Source organism: Methylibium sp. Root1272 (assembly GCF_001425905.1).
In the GTDB taxonomy this organism is placed as follows: Bacteria; Pseudomonadota; Gammaproteobacteria; order Burkholderiales; family Burkholderiaceae_C; genus Methylibium.
This window is the reverse complement of record NZ_LMDY01000014.1, coordinates 300071-318756: the sequence shown is the minus strand read 5'-3', so window position 1 is coordinate 318756 and position 18686 is coordinate 300071. Positions and strand designations below refer to the sequence as shown.

General features: G+C 67.3%; 20 protein-coding genes and 1 tRNA gene. 14 read left to right on the top strand and 7 right to left on the bottom strand.

All coding sequences use genetic code 11. The features are described from left to right. The first annotated feature begins 58 nt into the window (after positions 1-58). Complete coding sequence (locus ASC67_RS21280) at positions 59-466, top strand: TIGR04438 family Trp-rich protein (RefSeq protein WP_082536021.1); 408 nt, start codon at positions 59-61, stop codon at positions 464-466. A gap of 74 nt (positions 467-540) precedes the next feature. On the opposite strand, the gene ilvD is transcribed toward ASC67_RS21280, so the two are convergent. Further along, positions 541-2223, bottom strand: a complete 1683-nt coding sequence (ilvD, locus tag ASC67_RS13975) for a dihydroxy-acid dehydratase (RefSeq protein WP_056321928.1) — start codon at positions 2221-2223, stop codon at positions 541-543. 107 nt (positions 2224-2330) lie between these two features. On the opposite strand from ilvD, the gene ASC67_RS13970 reads away from it, so the two are divergent. Together ASC67_RS13970 and lgt are read left to right on the top strand one after the other, a co-directional pair. After that, positions 2331-3263 (top strand): LysR family transcriptional regulator, encoded by a 933-nt coding sequence (locus ASC67_RS13970; RefSeq protein WP_056321925.1) that lies wholly within the window; start codon positions 2331-2333, stop codon positions 3261-3263. Between the two features lie 73 nt (positions 3264-3336). Next, positions 3337-4131 carry a prolipoprotein diacylglyceryl transferase gene (lgt, locus tag ASC67_RS13965; protein WP_056321922.1) on the top strand — a complete coding sequence of 265 codons (795 nt, stop codon included), beginning with the start codon at positions 3337-3339 and terminating at the stop codon, positions 4129-4131. A gap of 184 nt (positions 4132-4315) precedes the next feature. On the opposite strand, the gene ASC67_RS13960 is transcribed toward lgt, so the two are convergent. From ASC67_RS13960 to ASC67_RS13940, 5 genes are all read right to left on the bottom strand, one after another. Then, positions 4316-5116: an ABC transporter ATP-binding protein gene (locus ASC67_RS13960; protein WP_056321919.1), complete on the bottom strand. Its 801-nt coding sequence runs from the start codon at positions 5114-5116 to the stop codon at positions 4316-4318. A gap of 10 nt (positions 5117-5126) precedes the next feature. Continuing rightward, positions 5127-6047, bottom strand: a complete 921-nt coding sequence (ntrB, locus tag ASC67_RS13955; protein ID WP_056321914.1) for a nitrate ABC transporter permease — start codon at positions 6045-6047, stop codon at positions 5127-5129. A gap of 15 nt (positions 6048-6062) precedes the next feature. Then, a complete protein-coding gene (locus ASC67_RS13950) occupies positions 6063-7316 on the bottom strand; it encodes a CmpA/NrtA family ABC transporter substrate-binding protein (RefSeq protein ID WP_056321913.1) in 1254 nt (417 codons plus the stop codon). A 194-nt stretch (positions 7317-7510) separates the two neighbouring features. Then, positions 7511-8143 carry an ANTAR domain-containing response regulator gene (locus ASC67_RS13945; RefSeq protein ID WP_056321910.1) on the bottom strand — a complete coding sequence of 211 codons (633 nt, stop codon included), beginning with the start codon at positions 8141-8143 and terminating at the stop codon, positions 7511-7513. Between the two features lie 101 nt (positions 8144-8244). Then, on the bottom strand, positions 8245-8526 hold the full coding sequence (locus ASC67_RS13940; protein WP_056321907.1) for a hypothetical protein: 282 nt from the start codon (positions 8524-8526) through the stop codon (positions 8245-8247). Between the two features lie 198 nt (positions 8527-8724). On the opposite strand from ASC67_RS13940, the gene tsaD reads away from it, so the two are divergent. Further along, the gene (gene tsaD, locus ASC67_RS13935; RefSeq protein WP_056322194.1) at positions 8725-9771 is read left to right on the top strand and encodes a tRNA (adenosine(37)-N6)-threonylcarbamoyltransferase complex transferase subunit TsaD; all 1047 of its coding nucleotides are present in this window, start codon (positions 8725-8727) and stop codon (positions 9769-9771) included. A 27-nt stretch (positions 9772-9798) separates the two neighbouring features. Here tsaD and ASC67_RS13930 read toward each other — a convergent pair whose 3' ends face one another. Next, positions 9799-10254: an Hsp20/alpha crystallin family protein gene (locus tag ASC67_RS13930; protein ID WP_056321903.1), complete on the bottom strand. Its 456-nt coding sequence runs from the start codon at positions 10252-10254 to the stop codon at positions 9799-9801. A gap of 153 nt (positions 10255-10407) precedes the next feature. Between ASC67_RS13930 and ASC67_RS13925 the strand changes: the two genes are divergently transcribed. From ASC67_RS13925 to ASC67_RS13880, 10 genes are all read left to right on the top strand, one after another. Then, on the top strand, positions 10408-11574 hold the full coding sequence (locus ASC67_RS13925; RefSeq protein WP_056321900.1) for a pyridoxal phosphate-dependent aminotransferase: 1167 nt from the start codon (positions 10408-10410) through the stop codon (positions 11572-11574). Positions 11575-11714: 140 nt separating this feature from the next. Then, positions 11715-11984, top strand: a complete 270-nt coding sequence (rpsO, locus tag ASC67_RS13920) for a 30S ribosomal protein S15 (RefSeq protein WP_056321897.1) — start codon at positions 11715-11717, stop codon at positions 11982-11984. A 224-nt stretch (positions 11985-12208) separates the two neighbouring features. After that, the gene (gene pnp, locus ASC67_RS13915; protein WP_056321894.1) at positions 12209-14464 is read left to right on the top strand and encodes a polyribonucleotide nucleotidyltransferase; all 2256 of its coding nucleotides are present in this window, start codon (positions 12209-12211) and stop codon (positions 14462-14464) included. 62 nt (positions 14465-14526) lie between these two features. Then, positions 14527-15513, top strand: coding sequence for an NAD(P)H-quinone oxidoreductase (locus ASC67_RS13910; protein ID WP_056321889.1), 987 nt, complete (start codon positions 14527-14529; stop codon positions 15511-15513). Positions 15514-15526: 13 nt separating this feature from the next. Then, positions 15527-16282: a triose-phosphate isomerase gene (gene tpiA, locus ASC67_RS13905; RefSeq protein ID WP_056321884.1), complete on the top strand. Its 756-nt coding sequence runs from the start codon at positions 15527-15529 to the stop codon at positions 16280-16282. A 36-nt stretch (positions 16283-16318) separates the two neighbouring features. Next, positions 16319-16732 (top strand): preprotein translocase subunit SecG, encoded by a 414-nt coding sequence (secG, locus tag ASC67_RS13900; RefSeq protein WP_056321881.1) that lies wholly within the window; start codon positions 16319-16321, stop codon positions 16730-16732. A 180-nt stretch (positions 16733-16912) separates the two neighbouring features. Beyond that, positions 16913-16997, top strand: a tRNA-Leu gene (locus tag ASC67_RS13895). A gap of 191 nt (positions 16998-17188) precedes the next feature. Continuing rightward, positions 17189-17548: an NADH-quinone oxidoreductase subunit A gene (locus ASC67_RS13890; protein WP_056321879.1), complete on the top strand. Its 360-nt coding sequence runs from the start codon at positions 17189-17191 to the stop codon at positions 17546-17548. Between the two features lie 24 nt (positions 17549-17572). Beyond that, a complete protein-coding gene (locus tag ASC67_RS13885) occupies positions 17573-18049 on the top strand; it encodes an NADH-quinone oxidoreductase subunit B family protein (RefSeq protein WP_011829003.1) in 477 nt (158 codons plus the stop codon). A gap of 22 nt (positions 18050-18071) precedes the next feature. Beyond that, positions 18072-18683, top strand: coding sequence for an NADH-quinone oxidoreductase subunit C (locus ASC67_RS13880; RefSeq protein WP_056321875.1), 612 nt, complete (start codon positions 18072-18074; stop codon positions 18681-18683). Positions 18684-18686 lie beyond the last annotated feature (3 nt).

Sequence of the window (18686 nt, the reverse complement as noted above, 5' to 3'; positions counted from 1 at the left end):
TACGTGGGCGGGGTTGACTTGCGCGCGCGGCCGGCACCCGTCGGCAGAGGAGATGGCGATGTGGTTCGTGGTCCTTGGCGTTCTGTTGTCCGCGTTGAAACTACTCGATATCGGAGCGGTCGGCGTGTGGTCCTGGTGGGTGGTGCTGGCGCCTTTCGCTCTGGCCGTGATCTGGTGGACCTGGGCCGACATGTCGGGCTACACCAAGCGCAAGGAAATGGAAAAGATGGACGAGCGCAAGGTCGCTCGGCGCAACAAGAGCATGGCGGCCCTGGGCATCGATCCGCGTGCCTTCGAGAAGAAGAAGGCGGCTGCCTTCAAGGCCTCGCACGCCAAGCGGACCGACAAGATCGAGGGGCAGCGCGAAGCGGAGCGCAAGAAGGCCAGGGATTCCGTGCTCAACAGCCGCTTCGATAACAGCCAGAGCACCAGCCGCATCGACGGCGCGCCGGACACCAAGCGCTAGCCGCACACCGAGCAATGCTCAGCAACAAAAAGGCGACCCGCGGGTCGCCTTTTTTCTGAGCGACGCGGGCTCGCCTACTCGAAGCGGTCCAGTACCGCCCCGCTGCTGGCGCTCGACGCGTTCTTCGCGAACTTGGCGAGCACGCCGCGGGTGTAGCGCGGCGCGGGCGCCTTCCAGGTGGCACGGCGCGTTGCGATTTCGGCATCGCTCACGTTGAGCTTCAGCACCAACGTGCGCGCGTCGATGGTGATCGAGTCGCCCTCGTGCACCAGCGCGATCGTGCCGCCGGCCGCGGCCTCGGGGGCGACATGGCCGACCACCATGCCCCAGGTGCCGCCGGAAAAGCGGCCGTCGGTGATCAGGCCGACCGATTCGCCGAGCCCCTGGCCGATCAAAGCCCCGGTCGGCGCCAGCATCTCGGGCATGCCCGGACCGCCCATCGGGCCCAGGTAGCGCAGCACCATCACGTCGCCGGCCTTGATCTGCTTGGCCATGATGGCAGCCAGCGCCGATTGCTCGTCGTCGAACACGCGGGCAGGCCCGGTGATGCTGGGGTTCTTCAGACCCGTGATCTTGGCCACGGCGCCCTCGGGCGACAGGTTGCCCTTCAGAATGGCCAGGTGGCCGTGCTCGTACATCGGCTTGGTGATCGGGCGGATCACGTCTTGGTCGGCCCGGGGTGCATCGGGGATGTCGGCCAGGTTCTCGGCCACGGTCTTGCCGGTGATCGTGATGCAGTCGCCGTGGATCAGCCCGGCGGCCAGCAGCGTCTTCATCACCTGCGGGATGCCGCCGGCGCGGTGCAGGTCGATCGCCAGGTACTTGCCGCTGGGCTTGAGGTCGCACAGCACCGGCACCTTGCGGCGCACGCGCTCGAAGTCGTCGATCGTCCACTCCACCTCGGCGGCGTGGGCGATGGCCAGGAAGTGCAGCACGGCATTGGTCGAGCCGCCGGTCGCCATGATCACCGCGACGGCGTTCTCGATGCTCTTGCGCGTGACGATGTCGCGCGGCTTGAGATCGGCCTTCACCGCCTCCACGAGTACACGCGCCGCTTCCTTGGTGTGGGCGACGATCGGGTCTTCGACGTTGGCCATGGTCGACGCGAACGGCAGGCTCATGCCCAGGGCCTCGAACGCCGAGCTCATGGTGTTGGCGGTGTACATGCCGCCGCAGGAGCCGCTGCCGGGAATGGCACGGCGCTCGATCTGGCAGAAGTCTTCCTCGCTCATGTTGCCGGCGGTGAACTGGCCGACGGCCTCGAACACGCTGACGATGTTGAGGTCCTGGCCCTTGTACTTGCCCGGCAGGATGGTGCCGCCGTAGACGTAGATCGCCGGCACGTTGGCGCGCAGCATGCCCATCATGCCGCCGGGCATGTTCTTGTCGCAGCCGCCGACCACCAGCACGCCGTCCATCCACTGGCCGCCGACACAGGTTTCCACGCAGTCGGCAATGACCTCGCGCGAGACCAGCGAGTACTTCATGCCCTCGGTGCCCATCGCCATGCCGTCGCTGATGGTGGGCGTGCCGAAGATCTGCGCATTGCCGCCGGCGGCCTCGATGCCTTCGACCGCGGCATCGGCCAGTTTCTGCAGGCCGGAGTTGCAAGGCGTGATCGTCGAGTGGCCGTTCGCCACGCCGATCATCGGCTTCTTGAAGTCGGCTTCCTGGTAGCCCATCGCGTAGTACATCGAGCGGTTGGGCGCTCGCGCCACGCCTTCGGTGATGTTCTTCGATCGGCGGTTGATGCTCATGATGGCTGGCTCCTCGGCTGGCGGATGGTGGGCTGCGGCGCCAGTATCGACCGCGGCTTGTAGGGTCGTCCAATATATGTTGAGTACCGCATTGATATGCTTGGCGAATGAGTGATGACCTGATCGACGTGCGCCTCTGGCGGCAGTTCCTCGCGGTGGCGGAACTGCTGCACTTCGGCCGCGCCGCGCAGCGACTGCACATGACGCAGCCGCCGCTGACGATGGCGATCCAGCAGTTGGAGCGGCGCCTGGGACAGCCGCTGTTCGTGCGCAACCGTCGTGCGGTGGCGCTCGCGCCTGCCGGCGCGGCGCTGCTGCAGCCGGTGCGGCAGTGGCTGGCGCAGGGTGAGGCCTTGTCGGCGCTGGCGCGCGGAGTGGGCGAGGGCGACGTGGGCCGGCTGCGACTGGGCTTTGTGTCCACGCTCGGCTTCGGCCCCTTGCCCGACTGGCTGCGTGGCTTCCGCGAACGTTACCCGCGCATCGAGGTCGAGTTGCGCGAGGTCACGACCGACGTGCAGCGACAGGCCTTCGCGCAATCCGAGCTCGACGCCGGCTTCATGCTGCATGCGAGCGGCATGGATCCCGGCGTGGAGAACGCGGGCCTGGACGTCTTGCGGGTGCTCGAGGAGCCTCTGGTGCTGGCGCTCCCCGAGGCGCATCCGCTGGCGAAGGCGGCACGCCTGTCGCTCCCGGTGCTGATGGCGCAACCGCTGGTGATCTTTCCGCGGCCGATCGCCCCGTCGCTGTTCGACGCGGTGCTGGCCTACTACCACCGCCACGGCACGGCGCCGGTCATCGCACAGGAGGCGATCCAGATGCAGACCATCGTCAACCTGGTGTCGGCCGGCCTGGGTGTGGCCTGGGTGCCCGAGGTGGTGACTCGGCTGCAGCGCCGCGGCGTGGTCTACCGGGCCCTGCCGTCTTCGCTGGCGGTCGGCGCGCCGCGTTGCGAGACGAGCCTGGTGTGGCGCCATGATCCGCCGGCGGTGGTGGGGCGTTTCGTCGACTTCGTGCGCACCGCGCCCGCGTCGGGCGGCTGAAGCCGCGGAGCCCTGCGTTATCGTCCCGGCCTGTCCAGACTCCCGTGGCCCCACGGCCGCAGCCGACCCGCTCATGCTGATCCATCCGCAGTTCGACCCCGTGGCCCTGAAGCTCGGGCCGCTGGCGATCCACTGGTACGGCCTGACCTACCTGGTGGCCTTCGGGCTGTTCCTCTGGCTCGCGTCCTTGCGGGTGCGGCATTCGCCGTTCAAGGAGACCGGCTGGACGCGACGCGATGTCGAGGATCTGCTGTTCTACGGTGTGCTGGGCGTGATCATCGGCGGGCGGCTCGGCTATGTGCTGTTCTACAAGCCCGGCTACTACGCGGCTCACCCGCTGGAGGTGTTCGAGGTCTGGAAGGGCGGCATGGCCTTTCATGGCGGTCTGCTCGGCGTGATCGCGGCGATGGCGCTGTTCGCCCGCACGCGCGGGCGACGCTGGCTCGAGGTGACCGATCTCATTGCGCCGTGCGTGCCGACCGGCCTGGCCTGCGGGCGCATCGGCAATTTCATCAACGGCGAGTTGTGGGGCCGGGCGGCCGATCCTTCGTTGCCCTGGGCGATGGTCTATCCGCAGTCGGGCACTGAAATCCCCCGCCATCCGTCGCCGCTGTACCAGTTCGCTCTCGAAGGCCTGCTGCTGTTCGTGTTGCTGTGGCTCTATGCGCGCAAGCCGCGCGCGACCGGCCAGGTCTCGGGGGCCTTCCTGGTGGGCTACGGCGTGCTGCGTTTCGTCGCCGAGTACTTCCGAGAGCCGGACGGCTTCCTGGGCCTGCTGGCGCTGGGCATGAGCATGGGGCAGTGGTTGTGCGTGCCGATGGTGGCGGCCGGCGTGGCGCTCTGGGTCTGGGCCAGCCGACGAGCCTGACCGTCGCACTCGGAGGGGGCGCACTCTTTGTGTGCGCTCGACCAAGAAAAACCGCCCGACCAAGCGGTCGGGCGGGGGTAAAAGGGCCGAGCCCTGCTGAGGAGACAGCGACTGCGCCGCTCAGGCACCAGTCACTGCATCATCAGCAACTGGTATGCCAGGTGTGTGGCAGAGCCGCCGGGTCTCATGCGGCCTCGCGTTCGACGTGGCCGTGACGGGTGTACAGGAAGTCGAGCACTTCCTTGCGGTAGTGCACGTAGGCCGGATCTTCGGCGAGTTCCACCCGCAACCTCGGGCGAGCGAGTTCGACCTTCAAGATCTCGCCGATCGTCGCGGCTGGGCCGTTGGTCATCATCACCACGCGGTCGCTCAGCAGCACGGCCTCGTCGACGTCGTGCGTCACCATCACCACGGTGCTCTGGGTGCGCGCGACGATCTTCAGCAACTCGTCCTGCAGATGGGCACGCGTCAGCGCGTCGAGCGCGCCGAACGGTTCGTCCATCAGCAGCACCTTCGGCTCCATCGCGAGCGCGCGGGCGATGCCCACGCGCTGCTTCATGCCGCCCGAGATCTCGTGCGGGCGCTTGGCAGTGGCGTGCGCCATGCCCACCAGCGCCAGCGCGGCCTCGGTGCGTTCCTTCAGACGGGCCTTGCCTTCGTTGGCGCCGAACACGCGCTCCACGCCGAGATGCACGTTCTCGTAGCAGGTCAGCCACGGCAGCAGCGAGTGGTTCTGGAACACCACCGCACGCTCCGGACCCGGTGCCGCGATCTCGCGGTTGTCGCACAGCAACACGCCGCTGCTGGGCGTCAGCAGGCCGGCAATCAGGTTGAGCAGGGTCGACTTGCCGCAGCCCGAATGGCCGATCAGCGTGATGAACTCGCCGCGCTCGATCTGCAGGTTGATCTCGCGCAGCGCGTGGAAGCGGCCCTTGCGCGTGGTGAACACCATTTCGGCGTTCTGGACTTCGATGAAACTGGTCATGGAAATCTCCTCAATCGTCGAAGCTGAAGCGGCGGGCGATCAGCATCAGCGCCTGCTCGAGCAGCAGACCGACGATGCCGATGACGAAGATCGCGATCAGGATGTGCGCCACGTTGAGGTTGTTCCATTCGTCCCACAACCAGAACCCGATGCCGACGCCGCCGGTCAGCATCTCGGCGGCCACGATCACCAGCCACGCCGTGCCCACCGACAGACGCACGCCGGTCAGCATGTAGGGCAGCACGGCGGGGAAGAGGATGCGCGTCATCACCTTCCATTCGCTGAGGTTCAGCACCCGCGCGACGTTCAGGTAGTCTTGCGGAACGCGCTGCACGCCGACGGCGGTGTTGATGACCATCGGCCAGATCGAGCAGATGAAGATCGTCCAGATGGCCGCCGGGTTGGCGGCCTTGAAGACCAGCAGACCGATCGGTAGCCAAGCCAGCGGCGACACCGGGCGAAGCAGGCTGATCAGCGGCGAGATCATGTGGTTGACGAAGCTGAAGCGTCCGAGCACGAAGCCCGCCGGTATGCCGATCAAAGCCGCCAAGCCGAAACCCAGTGCGACGCGCTCGAGCGAGAACAGAATGTTCCAGCCGATGCCCTGGTCGTTCGGTCCATTGCTGTAGAACGGGTCGCTGAACAGCTTGACGAGTTCGGTCCAGGTGGCGGCGGGGGTCGGGAACGATCCGCCGTTCATCGTCAGCAGCGCCCAGATGCCGATCAGCAGACCGGAGCCGGCGATCGGAGGGAGCACGCGCAGCGCCAACCCGCGCCAGTCGAACGGCTCGGCGCTCGGGCGAGCGACCGCGGGCACGGCGGCGGGGGTAGGGGTCGCAGAGGTTGCTGCGACAGGCTTGCTGACGCTCACCGCGGGCGGGGTGCCGGCGACGCCGGTACCGGAAGGATCGTGGAACACGGCACTGACCATGGAGTTCTCCTTGCCTCAAGCCTTGATCTTGAATCCGTCGGCATAGGCCTTCGGGTTCTTGCCATCCCAGACCACGCCGTCGATCAGCTTGCTGCTGCGCATCGAATCCTTCGGCACATTGATCTTCATGGCGCTCGCCACGTCCTTGTAGAGCGCGATCTGGTTGACCTGCTGGGCCACGGCCAGGTAATCCGGGTGTTCCTTCAGCAGACCCCAGCGCTTGTGCTGCGTGAGGAACCACATGCCATCGCTCAGGTAGGGGAAGTTGACGGCCCCATCGTTGAAGAACTTCATGTGATTGGGGTCGTCCCAGGTCTTGCCGAGACCATTCTGGTAGCGACCGAGAATGCGCTGGTTGATGGCATCCACCGAAGTGTTGATGTACGCCTTCTGCGCAACCGTCTCAGCCATCTTCATCTTGTTCTGCAGACCGGCGTCGATCCACTGGCCGGCTTCCAGCACGGCCATCATCACCGCGCGCGTGGTGTTCGGGTTCTTCTTGACGAAGTCGTTGGTCGTTCCCAGCACCTTCTCGGGATGGTCCTTCCAGATGTCCTGCGTCGTGTTGGCCGTGATGCCGATGCCGTCCATGATGGCGCGGTGGTTCCAGGGCTCGCCCACGCAGAAGCCGTCCATATTGCCCACGCGCATGTTGGCCACCATCTGCGGTGGCGGCACCGTGATGAGCTTCGCGCCGGACAGGGGGTTGATGCCGGCGGCCGCCAGCCAGTAGTGCATCCACATCGCGTGCGTGCCCGTCGGGAAGGTCCCGGCGAAGGTGTACTCGCGCTTCTCCGTCGCCATCAGCTTGGACAGCGAAGGCCCGTCGACGGCGCCCTTGTCCGCAAGCGCCTTCGACAGCGTGATCGCCTGACCATTGTTGTTGAGCGCCATCAGCACGGCCATGTCCTTCTTGGGGCCGCCGGTACCGAGATGCACGCCGTAGATCAGCCCGTAGAGCACGTGCGCCATGTCGAGTTCGCCATTGACCAGCTTGTCGCGCACGCCGGCCCAGGAGGCTTCCTTGGTGGGTACGATCTTTACGCCGTACTTCTTGTCGAAGCCCAGCACCGAGGCCATCACGACAGAGGCACAGTCGGTCAACGGGATGAAGCCGATCCGCACTTCTTCCTTCTCGGGCTTGTCGGAGCCGGCCGCCCAGACGGCGGATTGCAGCCCCGGCACGGCGCCCACGGCGGTGGCGGCTGCGGCGGCTTTCAGCATGGTGCGACGGCCCAGCAGGGCGCGGTTGGCGATGTCGTTCGGCATGGCATTCGGACTCCAAGAATCGGGCTCAAAAGAAAAACGGCGTCGTCACGGCTGCACAGCCATGGGGCTGCGCAGGGTGAGACGCCGTCGTCTGCTGCGGTGTAGCCCACTGTGGCCGCACCGGAAAGGGGATCGCCATTGATCCTTGGTTGCATTGCAGCAAACCTCATGCCAGAGGAGGGAAGCGGCGGCGCTCAGCCCAGCATGTCGGCCACGTCGATCAGGCGCTGCGCGACCTCGGCCACGCGCAGCCCGCGGTCCATCGCGGTCTTGCGCAGCCGGGCGTAGGCCTCGTCCTCGCTGAGTTGCTGGCGGCTCATCAACAGGCCCTTGGCGCGGTCGATCAGCTTGCGGTCGCTGAGTTGCGTGCGCGCATCGGCGAGTTCGCGGCGCAGGGCTTCCTCGTGCTGAAACCGTGCAAGCGCGACGTCGAGCACCGGTTTGATGCGCTCAGGCGCCAGACCGGCGACGACGTAGGCCGTCACGCCCGCGGCGATGGCCGCTCCGACATGACTGGTGTCGGCATCGTCGGTGAACAGCACGATGGGACGGCGCTCGTCGCGGGTGGACATCACCACGTGCTCGAGCGTGTCGCGCGCCTGGCTCTGGGCGTCGACGACGATCATGTCGGGCTGGATCTGCGCGATGCGCTCTGGCAGGAAGGCATCGATCGGCAGCACCGCGACGATGTTGTAGCCATTGGCCAGCAGTCCGATGCGCAGGCTGCGGGAGCGCTCCGCCTCGACCAGCGCCTCGTCGTCGTCCGGCGCCGGGGTGAGCGATTCCGGTGCGACGATGACGATGCGCAGCGCCTGGAGGGAAGTCATGCTTGCTGCGCTGCAAGGAGCGCGCCAACGGCGGCCGCGCCGAGGCCGGAAACGACAAGGCCCGCGCGAGGCGGGCCTTGTCACTGGGCGGGTGGGCCCGTCTACATCGGCCTTTGTGCCGCGAAGGCGCGGCGCCACAGCATCATCGGGAACAGCTTGCCGAACGCGGAGGGCGGCGCGGCATGGTTGCGTTCGTCGAGCTGCTCGCGCTCCGACAGCGTTTCCAGAAACTGCATCACAGCCGATCGCGCCAGTCCGCTCTCGTCCATCAGTTGGCGGACGGACACGTGGCGGTGGGACATCTGGTGCAGCATGCGCCGGTAGGCCGTGCGGTGGAATCCTGCCGGCAGGTCGGGCCAAGCGGAGAGCTTGTACTGTTTCATGGTGCGATCTACCGGGGAGCACGGCCTCACGCCGCTGTGGATGCAGGTTAACCATCGTGCCGGTGCGGCGATAGGGCGAGGGTCCGGAAAATCGTGTGTTCCGTCACACCCGCCATGTGACCAAAGGAAACTAGTGGCGTGGTTTTGTGGCAGGGCCTTGTGGGCGTGGCGCCGGAACCGCCTCACTACACTGTCGCGATGCTGATCCTCGGTTTCGAATCCTCCTGCGACGAAACGGGCGTGGCGCTGGTGGCGGCAAACGACGGCGCGCCGCCGCAACTGCTCGCCCATGCCCTGCACAGCCAGGTCAGCATGCACGAGGCCTACGGCGGCGTCGTGCCCGAACTCGCCTCGCGCGACCACATCCGCCGTGTGCTGCCGCTGACGCGGCAGGTGCTGGCCGAGGCGGGCAAGGGCCGGGCCGACATCGACGTGGTGGCCTATACCCGCGGCCCCGGGCTGGCCGGTGCGCTGCTGGTCGGCAGCGCCGTCGCCTGTGCGCTCGCCGCGGCGCTGGACCGGCCGGTGCTGGGTATTCATCATCTGGAGGGGCACCTGCTGTCGCCTTTCCTGGCGGCCGATCCGCCGCAGTTTCCGTTCGTGGCGCTGCTGGTCTCGGGCGGGCACACGCAGCTGATGCGGGTCGACGGCGTGGGCGACTACGCATTGCTCGGTGAAACCATCGACGACGCGGCCGGCGAGGCGTTCGACAAGTCGGCCAAGCTGCTCGGCCTGGGCTACCCCGGCGGACCGGCGCTCGCGAGGCTGGCGGAGTTTGGCGATCCGACCGCCTATGCGTTGCCCCGGCCGCTGCTGCACCGGGACACGCTGGATTTCTCGTTCGCCGGACTCAAGACCGCCGTGCGCACCCAGGTCATGAAGCTCGGTGACGGCGTCTGCGAACAGCCGCGCGCCGACCTGGCCGCCTCCACGCAGGCCGCGATCGTGGAAGTGCTGGTGAAGAAATCGCTCGCCGCCCTGAAAGCGACCGGCCTACGGCGGCTGGTGGTGGCGGGCGGGGTGGGGGCGAATCGCAGCCTGCGGACGCAGCTCGATGCCGCCTGCGCGAAACGCGGCGTGCGCGTGCACTACCCCGAGCTACAGCTGTGCACCGACAACGGCGCGATGATCGCTTTGGCCGCGGCGATGCGTCTGCAGGCCGGCCGCGCGGTGGCGCGGCACGACCACGCCTTCGATGTGCAACCCAGATGGCCGCTCGCGGCGCTGGACGGCTTGGCGCCTTGAGCGCCACCGTCCAGCGGATCGCCGCGATCAGCCGACCGCGAGCTGGGTGGCCGGCTTGAGCTTCTTGGTCAGAGTCAGGCTCAGCACACCGTTCTCCAGCCGAGCCTGCGACGCGGACTCGTCGACCTCGACCGGGAGCGTGAAGCTGCGGGCATAGGCGGTGGCACTGCGTTCGCGCACCAGCAGGCGCTCGCCTTCGGGGGCCGGCGCCTCGGTTCGTGCCGCTGCCTCGATGCTGACGCGCTTGCCGTCGATCGTGACCTTGACGTCTTCCTTCGCGACGCCGGGCATGTCGAGCTGCACGCTGTAGTTCTGCTCGGTCTCGCGCAGGTCCAGCGAAGGTTGGCGGGGGGCGCTGTCGGCCGCGGCAGCGAAGACACGCTCCACGCTGCTGTCGAATAGGCGGTCGAATGCGCGGCTCAGGTCGCGGGCGTGGCCGTTGTAGGCGTGGCGATGGGTACGGGTGACGGGCATGACGAACATGGCGTTCTCCTAGAATCGAATGGAAGGCAGCGAACGGCTGCCCATGCCGCCGAATTGAGAGCGGCATTTTTGTTTTCAAGGCCGTTGCATTTCGAGGCGTCGCCCTCACGAAGCGTCGCCTTCGGCCTACCGCCTTTTCGGGAGATCCCAGCGATGCGCGACGTCATCCGGCAACTGCCCGGCTCCAAGATCCGCGAAGTGGCCAACGCCGGCTTGGGCCGCAGCGACGTGCTGGCCTTCTGGTTCGGCGAGGGCGACGATGTGACGCCCGCTTTCGTCCGCGACGCGGCCATCGCGTCGCTGGGGCAGGGCGAGACCTTCTACTCGCACAACCTCGGCCTGCCCGAACTGCGCGAAGCGCTGGCGGCCTACGCCAGTGCGTTGCACCGGCCGCTCGGGCCGGAGCGGGTCGCCGTCACCTCGTCGGGCGTGAACGCGCTGATGATCGCAATGCAGGCTCTGGCCGGGGCCGGCGACGAGGTCGTGGCGGTCGTGCCGGTCTGGCCCAACCTGACCGCGCAGCCGGTCATCCTGGGCGCGCAGGTGAAGCGCGTGTCGCTGCGGCCGCGGGCGGGCGCCTGGCGGCTGGACCTCGACGAGTTGCTGGCGGCCGTCACCCCACGCACCCGCGTGCTACTGGTGAATGCGCCGAACAACCCGACCGGCTGGACGCTGAGCCGCGACGAGCAGGCGGCGATCCTGGCGCACTGTCGCCGCACCGGCACCTGGATCGTCGCCGACGAGGTCTACGAAAGGCTTTACTTCGGGGCCATCCCCACGCAAGGCGAACCGCCGGCTGCACCGTCCTTCCTCGACGTCGCCGAAGCCGACGACCGCCTGCTCGTCGCGCACAGTTTCTCGAAGAGCTTCCTGATGACCGGCTGGCGGCTCGGCTGGCTGGTGCTGCCGCCCGCCCTGCTGGACGCGGTCGGCAAGCTGATCGAGTTCAACACCTCCTGCGCGCCGGTCTTCGTGCAGCGGGCCGGGCTGGCGGCAGTGCAGGGAGCAGGGGCGACGGTGCCCGGCCTGGTCGCGCACCTGCGAACCTGCCGTGACACCTTGCTGCCGGCGCTGCAGACGCTGCCGGGCGTGGAGGTGGCGGTGCCCGATGGCGGCATGTACGCCTTCTTCCGCGTGGCCGGTGAAACGGACTCGCTGGCCTTCGCGAAGCGGCTGGTGGCCGATGCCGGCCTGGGTCTTGCGCCGGGAGCGGCCTTCGGGCCGGAGGCGGAAGGCTGGCTGCGCTGGTGCTTCGCTTCCCGCGATCCGGCCCGCCTGACGCGAGGGGTCGAGCGCCTGCGGAAGGGACTGCGGCTATAATTTCGAGGTTTCGCGGCCAGTGGCTGCGCAACATCAGCACGGCATGGGTCGGTTTCACCCGTGACCGCAAGTGGAAACTCGAAACCGTGGCACGCCGTTCCTGCGAGCGTCAGCGGTTTCATCGCAAGCAGGAAACAGACATGGCAGTCGCCGACCTCAACATCCCCGAAATCGTCAAGTCGAATGCGCGCGGCGCTTCCGACACGGGCTCGCCCGAAGTGCAAGTGGCCATCCTGACCGCTCGCATCAACGACCTGACCCCGCACTTCAAGACCCACGCCAAGGATCACCACGGTCGCCGTGGCCTGCTGAAGATGGTGAGCCGTCGTCGCAAGCTGCTCGACTACCTGAAGGGCAAGGACGCCGACCGCTACACCGCACTGATCCAGAAGCTGGGCCTGCGCAAGTAAGCCGAATCGCATGACGAAGAGCCTGTCTGGCACCCCCAGCGCAGGCTCTTCGTGTTTTGGAGCAAGCCCGAAGAGAGCGTCGATGTGTCATTCCAACGCGGTTGCCGCCGCAGGCGCGCTGGAATGGCATCCCGCTCGAGAGCTGAGCTCCCGGTGACAGGCGCCACCGATCGCGCCCCGAGTCGCCCCGACGCACCGCGCCGGGCATCCAACTGGAGACAAGCATGAGCCTGTTCAACAAGATCACCAAGACCTTCCAATGGGGCCAGCACACCGTCACGCTGGAAACCGGCGAGATCGCCCGCCAGTCGGGCGGCGCGGTCGTCGTCGACATGGACGGCACCGTGGTGCTGGCCACGGTCGTCGCGGCCAAGAACCCGAAGCCGGGCCAGGATTTCTTTCCGCTGACGGTCGACTACATCGAGAAGACCTATGCCGCCGGCAAGATCCCCGGCAGCTTCTTCAAGCGTGAAGGCCGCCCGAGCGAACTGGAGACGCTGACCTCGCGTCTGATCGACCGGCCGCTGCGTCCGCTGTTCCCCGAAGGCTTCTACAACGAGGTGCAGGTCGTCGTGCACGTGCTGTCGCTGAATCCCGAGGCGTCGGCCGACATCGCCGCGCTGATCGGCTCCAGCGCCGCGCTGGCGATCAGCGGCATCCCGTTCAACGGCCCGATCGGCGCGGCGCGCGTGGGCTACATCAACGGCGAGTACGTGCTCAACCCGGGCCCGACGCAACTGGCCGAGTCCAGGCTCGACCTGATCGTCGCCGGCACCGAGGCGGCCGTGCTGATGGTGGAGTCCGAGGCCGACCAACTGCCCGAGGACATCATGCTCGGCGGCGTGGTGTTCGGCCACGAGCAGGGCAACATCGCCGTGCGCGTGATCAACGAACTGGTGCGCGAGGCCGGCAAGCCCGAGTGGCAGTGGACCCCGCCCGCCAAGGACGAGGACTTCATCGCCAAGGTCAACGGCCTGGGCGAAGCCAAGCTGCGCGCGGCCTACCAGATCCGCTCCAAGCAGGATCGCACGCAGGCCACCCGCGCGGCCTATGCCGAGGTGCTGGCCGCTCTGGCGGCCGACGGCACGGCGGTCGACAAGGTCAAGGTCGAGAACCTGCTGTTCGACATCGAGGCGAAGATCGTGCGCAGCCAGATCCTGGCCGGCGAGCCGCGCATCGACGGTCGCGACACCCGCACCGTGCGCCCGATCGAGATCCGCTCCAGCGTGCTGCCGCGCACCCACGGCTCGGCGCTGTTCACGCGTGGCGAGACGCAGGCGCTGGTCATCACCACGCTGGGCACCGAACGCGACACGCAGCGCATCGATGCGCTGGCTGGCGAGTTCGAGGACCGCTTCATGTTCCACTACAACATGCCTCCCTTCGCCACCGGCGAGACGGGCCGCGTGGGCTCGCCCAAGCGCCGCGAGATCGGCCACGGCCGCCTCGCCAAGCGCGCGCTGATCCCGGTGCTGCCGAAGAAGGACGAGTTCGCCTACGCGATCCGCGTCGTCTCGGAGATCACCGAATCGAACGGCTCCTCGTCGATGGCCTCGGTCTGCGGCGGCTGTCTGGCAATGATGGACGCCGGCGTACCGCTGAAGGCGCACGTGGCCGGCATCGCGATGGGGCTGATCAAGGACGGCAATCGCTTCGCGGTGCTGACCGACATCCTGGGCGACGAGGACCACCTCGGCGACATGGACTTCAAGGTGGCCGGCACGACCACCGGCGTGACCGCGCTGCAGATGGACATCAAGATCCAGGGCATCACCAAGGAGATCATGCAGGTGGCTCTGGCACAGGCCAAGGAAGCGCGCCTGCACATCCTCGGCAAGATGGTCGAGGCGCTCGGCGGTGCGAAGGAAGAGCTGTCGGTGTTCGCGCCGCGTCTCTACGTGATGAAGATCAACCCCGAGAAGATCCGCGACGTGATCGGCAAGGGCGGCGCCACGATCCGTGCGCTGACCGAGGAAACCGGCACCCAAATCAACATCGAGGAAGACGGCACCATCACCATCGCCTCGACCGACGGCGACAAGGCCCAGGCGGCCATGAAGCGCATCGAGGAGATCACGGCCGAGGCCGAGATCGGCAAGATCTACGAAGGCCCTGTCACCAAGATCCTGGACTTCGGCGCGCTGGTCAACATCCTGCCCGGCAAGGACGGCCTGCTGCACATCAGCCAGATCGCGCACCAGCGCGTGGAGAAGGTCACCGACTTCCTGACCGAAGGCCAGATCGTCAAGGTCAAGGTCCTGGAGACGGACGAGAAGGGGCGCATCAAGCTGTCGCTGAAGGCGCTGCTCGAGCGTCCGGAAGGCTATGTCGAGGAGGAGCGTCCGCGCCGTGAATACGGTGACCGGGGCGATCGCGGTGACCGCGGCCGCGACCGGGGCGACCGCCCGCCGCGCCGCGAGCGCAGCGATGCGCCGCAGGCCACCCCCGAAACCGACGTGCCGTCGCCGCAGGCCGAGTGAGGCAGACGATGGAGGTGGCGTCGCCGGCCCGTTGCCGCTGACGCTGCAGACACGCACGACGCATGCAAGCCATCGAAATCTCTCAGCCCGGCGGGCCCGAGGTGTTGCGTCTCGTCGAGCGGCCCGAGCCCATGCCGGGTCCGGGCGAACTGCTCATCGAGGTCGCCGCATCGGGCATCAACCGGCCCGACGTGCTGCAGCGTGCGGGGGCCTACCCGCCTCCGCCGGGTGCATCGGACCTGCCGGGGCTGGAGGTTGCGGGACGCATCGTCGGTGGCGATGCGGCAGCGCTGTCGGCGGCCGGGTTCCGGCTCGGCGACCGCGTCTGTGCGCTCACCCACGGCGGCGGCTATGCGCAGCGCTGCGTGGCGCCGTTCGGCCAGTGTCTCCCGGTGCCGGCGGCATACAGTGACATCGAGGCGGCGAGCCTGCCGGAGACGCTGTTCACGGTCTGGATCAATGTCTTCGAACGGGCCCGGCTCCAGCCCGGCGAAACGCTGCTGGTGCAGGGCGGTTCGAGCGGCATCGGCGTGACGGCGATCCAGTTGGCCAAGGCCTTCGGCTGCCGGGTGATCGTGACGGTCGGCGACGACGCCAAGGCGCAAGCCTGCCGCGAGATCGGCGCTGACGAGGCGATCAACTACCGGACGCAGGACTTCGTCGCCGAGGTCCGGCGCCTCACCGAGGGCCGCGGGGCCGATGTCATCCTCGACATGGTCGCCGGCAGCTACGTGGCGCGCGAGATCCAGTGCCTGGCCGACGATGGGCGCCTGTCCATCATCGCGGTGCAGGGCGGCAGCAAGGCGGAGTTCGACGCCGGCGCGCTGCTGCGCCGACGGCTCACCATCACCGGCTCCACGCTGCGTCCGCGCACGACCGAATACAAGGCCGCCATCGGCGCGGCGCTGCGTGCCAGGGTCTGGCCGCTGATCGAGGCTGGGCGCTTCAAGCCCATGATCCACAAGACGTTTCCCGCCGCGCAGGCCGCGCAGGCCCATGAGCTGATGGAGTCCAGCCAGCACGTGGGCAAGCTCGTCTTGACCTGGTGACAAGGAGAACCGAATGAGCGAAACCCGCCGCAAGCTGGTGGTCGGCAACTGGAAGATGCATGGCACGCATGCCGCGAACGAGGTCCTGCTCGAAGGGCTGAAGTCCGCCGGACCCTTGCTGTGCGACACCGCGGTGTGCCCGCCGTTTCCCTACCTGGCGCAGGCCGCGGAGCGCCTGGCCCGCAGCGCGATCGCCTGGGGCGCGCAGGACTGCTCGGTGCACGAGCAGGGGGCCTATACCGGCGAGGTGTCGGTGGCGATGCTGGCCGACTTCGGCTGCCGCTACGTGATCGTCGGGCACTCGGAGCGTCGCGCCCTGCATGCCGAGAGCGACCAACTGGTGGCCGACAAGGCGCAGGCGGCGTTGGCCAAGGGCGTCACGCCGATCGTCTGCGTCGGCGAGACGCTCGCGCAGCGCGATGCGGGCGAGACCGAAGACGTGGTCAAGCGCCAGCTCTCGGCCGTGATCCATACGCTGGCGCATTGCGTCGGCGAGATGGTGGTGGCCTACGAGCCGGTATGGGCGATCGGGACGGGCCGCACGGCCACCCCCGAGCAGGCGCAGGCGGTTCACGCGCTGCTGCGTGCGCAACTCGCCGCCGCCACGCCGCGCGCCGCGCAGATGAAGCTGCTCTACGGCGGCAGCGTCAAGCCCGACAACGCGGCGACGCTGTTCGCGCAGGCCGACATCGATGGCGGCCTGATCGGTGGCGCCTCGCTGAAAGCCGCTGATTTTCTTGCGATCTGCCGTGCCGCGAGCACGCGCTGAACGTCGCTAGTCCTCGAAGAATCCTGGAGTCGATCTATGCAGATGCTGTTGACGGTGATGGTGGTGGTGCAGATGCTCTCTGCGCTGGTGATGATCGGGCTGGTGCTGATCCAGCACGGCAAGGGCGCCGACATGGGCGCGTCGTTCGGCAGCGGAGCCTCGGGCAGCCTGTTCGGGGCGACCGGCAGCGCGAACTTCCTGTCTCGCTCGACGGGGGTGTGCGCGGCGGTCTTCTTCGCCTGCACGCTGGCGCTGGCCTACTTCGGCAACCTGCGCGCGAGCACGGGCGGCGGCGAATCCATCCTGGAACGTGCCGTCCCTGCGTCGTCGTCGGCGAGCGCGGCTCCCGCATCCCAGATCCCCGGTGCGGCATCGGCTGCAGCGCCGGTCGCCGTGCCGCAATCGCCTGCTCCCGAAGCCTCGGGCGCCGCTCAGATACCGGCGAAGTGACAGTCAGCTGTTAGCAATCCCGACGCGCGTGGCATGGCATCGCAACTCGCTGTTGTCATGCTGCGAATGGCGCAAAGTCGGGTCGGTTTGACGATAGAATCGTTGGCTGTCCGGTGAGCAATTCCTCATGCAAGTCGGGCGGCAAATTCTGCAGCGCATGTGGCTGCGGAGCGAGTGCAGGCCGTCGTGGTGAAATTGGTAGACACGCTATCTTGAGGGGGTAGTGGCGAAAGCTGTGCGAGTTCGAGTCTCGCCGACGGCACCAAGAACAAAGAAAGTTCGTTTCGGGCTGGAGCAGCATCCGGCACAGCCCAAAGCGCCCTGACAGCAATGCACAGGGGACCGGGCGCGCTGAGCGTGTGGAGGGGTCTGGCAACAGGCCGCGTCACCGCAGCGCGCTTTGTTTTTGCCGGATGAGCGCAGCCAACCGATCGACGTACCGAGCCACGCACCACGATGAACCTCGAGTCCTACCTGCCGGTGATCCTGTTCATCCTCGTGGGCGCCGCGGTCGGCATCGCGCCGCAGCTGATCGGCTTCATCTTCGGGCCGCACCGGCCCGACGCGGACAAGAATTCTCCCTACGAATGCGGCTTCGAGGCCTTCGAGGACGCACGGATGAAGTTCGACGTGCGCTACTACCTCGTCGCCATCCTGTTCATCCTGTTCGACCTGGAGATCGCCTTCCTGTTCCCCTGGGCCGTTGCGCTCAAGGAGATCGGTCCGGCAGGTTTCTGGGCCATGATGGTTTTCTTGGGCATCCTCGTCGTCGGCTTCGCCTACGAATGGAAAAAAGGCGCTTTGGATTGGGAATGACCGCAATGACCAGGAGCTGCTGAGATGGGCATCGAAGGCGTTCTCAAGGAGGGGTTCATCACCACCTCCGCCGACAAGCTGATCAACTGGTCGAAGACCGGTTCGCTGTGGCCGATGACCTTCGGCCTCGCCTGCTGCGCGGTGGAGATGATGCACGCCGGCGCAGCGCGCTACGACATCGACCGCTTCGGCATGCTGTTCCGCCCCAGCCCGCGCCAGAGCGACCTGATGATCGTCGCCGGTACGCTGTGCAACAAGATGGCGCCGGCGCTGCGCAGGGTCTACGACCAGATGGCCGAGCCGCGCTGGGTGCTGAGCATGGGCTCGTGCGCGAATGGCGGCGGCTACTACCACTACAGCTATTCGGTCGTGCGCGGTTGCGATCGCATCGTGCCCGTCGACGTCTACGTGCCGGGCTGTCCGCCGACGGCCGAAGCGCTGCTCTACGGCATCCTGCAACTGCAGGCCAAGATCCGGCGCGAGAACACGATCGCCCGCTGAGCCGGACGCTGCTGCCCCCACCATGGACCACAAAATCGACCTCCTGCAGCCGGCCATCGAAGCCGTGCTGGCCGGCAAGATCCATTCGCTGGTGCGCGATCGCGGCGAACTGACGCTGACGGTGAAGGCCGCCGACTACCTGGGCGTGTGCACCACGCTGCGCGATCACGCCGAGCTGAAGCTCGAGCAACTGATCGACCTGTGCGGCCTCGACTACTCGTCCTACAAGGACGGCGCCGGCTCGCCGTACACCGAAGGCCCGCGCTACTGCGTCGTGCTGCACCTGCTGTCGGTCAGCAAGAACTGGCGTCTGCGCCTCAAGGTGTTCTGCCCCGACGACGGGCTGCCGGTCGTGGCTTCGGTCAACGAGGTGTGGGCCGCCGCGAACTGGTTCGAGCGCGAGGCCTTCGACCTCTATGGCATCGTGTTCGAGGGCCATGCCGACCTGCGCCGCATCCTCACCGACTACGGCTTCATCGGTCACCCGTTCCGCAAGGATTTCCCGACCACCGGGTACGTGGAGATGCGCTACGACGCCGAGCAGCGGCGCGTGATCTACCAGCCCGTCACGATCGAGCCGCGCGAGATCACGCCGAGGATCATCCGCGAGGACAACTACGGCGGTCTGCACTGACGC